This window comes from uncultured Gimesia sp., from assembly GCF_937919775.1.
Classification (GTDB): Bacteria; Planctomycetota; Planctomycetia; order Planctomycetales; family Planctomycetaceae; genus Gimesia.
Genome location: NZ_CALFPF010000098.1, coordinates 1 through 4,198, shown reverse-complemented (window position 1 = coordinate 4,198; position 4,198 = coordinate 1). Strand labels below are relative to the sequence as shown.

3 protein-coding genes are annotated in these 4,198 nt (G+C 51.5%); 2 read left to right on the top strand and 1 reads right to left on the bottom strand.

Going from position 1 to position 4,198, the window contains the following annotated elements:
* Positions 1–483: 483 nt before the first annotated feature.
* Positions 484–1,152, bottom strand: coding sequence for a response regulator transcription factor (locus Q0294_RS02605; protein ID WP_299460631.1), 669 nt, complete (start codon positions 1,150–1,152; stop codon positions 484–486).
* A 330-nt stretch (positions 1,153–1,482) separates the two neighbouring features.
* On the opposite strand from Q0294_RS02605, the gene Q0294_RS02600 reads away from it, so the two are divergent.
* Together Q0294_RS02600 and Q0294_RS02595 are read left to right on the top strand one after the other, a co-directional pair.
* On the top strand, positions 1,483–2,631 hold the full coding sequence (locus Q0294_RS02600) for a serine hydrolase domain-containing protein (protein WP_299460629.1): 1,149 nt from the start codon (positions 1,483–1,485) through the stop codon (positions 2,629–2,631).
* A gap of 108 nt (positions 2,632–2,739) precedes the next feature.
* Positions 2,740–3,939, top strand: a complete 1,200-nt coding sequence (locus Q0294_RS02595; protein ID WP_299460627.1) for an aminotransferase class V-fold PLP-dependent enzyme — start codon at positions 2,740–2,742, stop codon at positions 3,937–3,939.
* The last annotated feature ends 259 nt before the right edge of the window (positions 3,940–4,198 follow it).

Here is a 4,198-nt window from a genome sequence, read left to right as displayed (position 1 = left end):
TCCTGTAGAATTCGTGCTTCGAAATCATCGCTCAGAGGAACATTAATAGCGCCTCGCAAATGAAATTCGCGATAAGAGGATTCAGGCAGGACTTCGACGAGCTTCAGATCGGGGCAGGATACCAGCAGCCCTTGTAAATCATTTCGACTGATGGTTACCATTCTCTCAACCTTGCGCTAAAAATGAACAACAGCTTTCGCTTCATTTCATATTTCTGAGCTAGAAAAAACGAAAATGTCGATAAAGCAGGGACTATCTTAACGCGTATTACACAAAGCGTGCTATCGGGTTAAAAGAGTGAAAGGTTTGGGGCAATTTTCTCAACCTGCTATCGGGAAATGCCCCAGTGTTAAAGTGATCTTGAATTCACGGAAGGTTCATGACAGATCGGGAGAATCCGTATCACCCCGTAAGATTGCTTCGCGATGCGGGGGAGAGTTTGCGGGAGTGATCGCAGGTCGGGAGAGTGTTATCTTTGCATTCTCATTTATTTTCCAGAACCCACTGGATCGCGTTACGTGTTAATTCTGTCGCATTTTCCAGATTCAGTTTGTGTTTGATGTTTTCCCGATATGTTTCCACCGTTTTGGGGCTCAGGTTCAGTTTCTCGGCAATTTTACGTGTCGTTTCCCCGTGGCCGATTTGCTCGAAGACCTCCAGCTCGCGGTCAGAGAGACTTTCGATGGGCGATTGATCGGTGTAATTATCGGAACCAATCGAGCGGCAGATCATGCGCTCTGTGATCTCGGAACTGAGAAAGACTTTCCCTTCCAGAACCCGGTAGATGGCTTTGATCAACTGTTCCGCAGCCTGCTGCTTATTCACAAAACCCAGGGCGCCTGCACGAATACAGCGTTCGGCAAATAAGTTTTCATCGTGCATGGAGACCGTCAGCATTTTGATCTGTTTGAATTGCGATTTGATATCCTTGATCAATTCGAGACCACTGCCGTCTTTCAGCGAGAGATCAACAATAATCAGATCGGGAGGATCCTGCATGACTTTTTTAATGGCGTCAATTTTACTGTCGGCTTCCGCGCAGACCTGAAGATCTGGTTCCCGCTCAATCAGCCGCGAATAACCCTCTCTCACGATGGGATGATCATCCACAATCATGATACGCGTTTTTTGCTGATTTGAGTGACTTGTCATTCTGATTGTTCAATCCATTTTATTCGGACGGTCATTGAAAATACGCCGGGAAGAGCCACTTTAGTTTTCGAGAAAAGTGTGACGCTGTTTTAAGATGATTCCCGCATTGCCGGTCGGAAAACGCGTTACTCCGCAGGTGGCATGTGATGCATTATACAATCAGATAAATGGGTCCGAAAGATCATCTGGGGTAGCAATCTTGTAAAATCGAACGTGCTAGCAGTTTTAGCCGGGGATCGCAGTTTCGTTAGACCCTGTCCCTTTCCCCGAATCCGGGAGTTGAGATAGAATTTGGCTTTCGGCTCCGATTCAATCAGATAAAGGATTCTCATGAACCCCCGCATATCATTACTAACGGTCTTTGCGCTATTTGTATTGTCCGGCTCTCTGTTTGCCGAGTCACCAGCGTCCCCCGTGGTTGTGCTTCAGCCTTTTGTGGACAAACATGAACTCGCAGGAGTTGTCGCGTTAGTCGCCGATAAGGATCAAGTACTCTCCGTTGAGGCGGTTGGTTTTGCTGACGTTGCGGGAGAGAAAGCAATGCAACAGGACGCCTTGTTCTGGATTGCCTCGCAGTCAAAGGGAATGACGGCGACCGCAGTTTTGATGCTGGTGGATGAAGGCAAGATTTTGCTGGATGACCCGGTCGAAAAGTATCTGCCCGAATTTCGCGGTCAGATGGTAGTCGCCGAGAAAGATGACAATCACGTTCTGCTGCGAAAACCCGCGCATCCGATTGCGATCCGCGAAGTGCTCAGCCACATGAGCGGGCTCCCCTTTAAATCGGCCATTGAAACACCGACACTCGACGGCCTGCCCCTCGAAGCAGCCGTACGCAGTTATGCGATGACGCCGCTGCAGACCGAACCGGGAACCCACTATCAATACTCCAACGCCGGCATTAACACGGCTGCGAGAATCATTGAAGTGGTCACAGGTCAGAAATACGAAGATTTTATGCAGCAACGGTTGTTTGATCCACTCGGAATGAAAGACACCACCTTCTGGCCCAATGCAGAGCAGGTCGCACGTCTGGCAAAGTCGTATCGCCCGGATGCTGCCAAAACGAACCTGGTGGAGTTTCCACTGAACCAGCTTGGTGCTCCGCTTGCTGATCGAAATCACCGCTTTCCCATGCCGGCCGGCGGACTGTTCTCCACGGCGCAAGACACGGCGATTTACTGTCAGATGTTGCTCAATGGTGGTGAACTGAATGGGCGGCGTTACTTGAGCGAAGCTGCTTTTAAGGAACAGACCACACGGCAAACGCCCGATTCGGTGAAGCAAAATTACGGGCTCGGTCTGACGGTGGGACCGGACTGGTTTGGACACGGCGGCGCCCAAGCGACCAACATGGAAATCTATCCGGACAAAGGAATTGTTGTAATCTGGATGGTGCAGCATGGCGGTTTTCCCGGCAAAGGGGCGCAGGCGCGGGGTGTCTTCAAGGATTGGGCTATACAGCACTTTGGTAAATGATGCGGAGGATTTTTCTGCAGGATCCTATTCGGATTTCTGTTTTCAGAGGTTGGTAGAGGGGCATCAGTCTCTTTGCACAATGAAAAATTCCCGGAAAGAGTATGACAGATGAATATTTATCAAAGTTTTGGTGTGGAGCCGATCATTAACGCTTGCGGAAGTGTGACACGACTGGGCGGGGCGCCGATGTCACCTGAAGTGCTCGCGTCGTTTCAGGAGGCCGCCGGTGAGTGGGTTCCGCTGGAACAGCTTCAGGCGGCTGCTTCGCGAAAGATCGCCGCACATACGGGAACGGAAGCCGGACTGGTGACGTCAGGGGCCGCGGGCGCGCTGACGTTGGGAACGGCTGCGATTCTGGCGGGTCATGATTTACGGCGGATGGAACAACTGCCTAACTGTGACGGTTTCCCGCACGAATTCATTATCGCACGGGAACAGCGCAGCGGTTACGATCACGCCGTCCGCGCCGCAGGCGCCAGACTGGTGGAAGTCGGTTTCAACGAAATTGTGTCCAATGCGGGCGTGCGTCGCACGGAAAGCTGGGAATACGCGGCGGCAATCAATGAGAACACCGCTGGCATCGTATACGTGCACGCGGGAGATTCACAGCCGGCATTAAGTGAAGTGGTCGAAGTCGCGCGACAACATGGAATTCCGGTTCTCGTTGATGCGGCGGGCGAGTTGCCTCCCCGCGCGAATCTCAAGACGATTGCTGCCACAGGCGCCGATCTGGTTGCCTTTAGTGGCGGCAAGGCGATTCGAGGGCCGCAGTCCACCGGTCTGTTATGCGGCAGACGCGAGCTGATTTCTTCCGCAGCGCTGCAGATGCTCGACATGGACGACCATTATCAACTCTGGCAGCCTCCCGCTGATTTGATTGACAGGTCTCTCTTTCAGGGGATACCCCGGCATGGCATCGGCCGGGCACTGAAAGTCTCCAAGGAAGAAATTATCGCGCTCCTGACGGCTCTGGATTTGTTTGCTTCGGGGGCATACGACGCACAGAATCGGGAGTTCCAATCCTGGCTGGAGAAGATTGGAGCAGAGCTGGAACTGGCGAATGTGAACGCTGCCTGTTACCTGGCCACGCCGGTCAGCAGCGAACGTTGGCCTCTCTTGGATATTCATATTGATGAAGAAACGGTGGGAACCGCATTTGAAGTCTGTCAGAGACTGCGCCAGGGGACGCCACCGATCTACGTCGGCCATGCCGGGTTACACGAAGGCATGCTGACAATTAATCCGCTGTGTCTCACTGCTGAAAAGGCACGCATATTAGCCGCGCGTTTGTGCGAGGAGCTGAAGTAACCGATTTCGAGATACGGCTCAGAAGCACCTGTGAGGATGTGACTCCAAATGAAATCTGGAGTTACCTCAAGAAAACAGGATATTGCAGTGAAAGTGGTGGGGAGAGTATTTTCACTGAAACCGATCGAATTAATCTCTGCTGAATCGCGACATCCACTATGCTGTGTTGATGTTAACCGTGTTGGATTCCGTTCGATGATTCAATGAAGTTCGGGATGATCGAGAGTTCCCGAAATTGTTAAATATAAAAAAACATCTT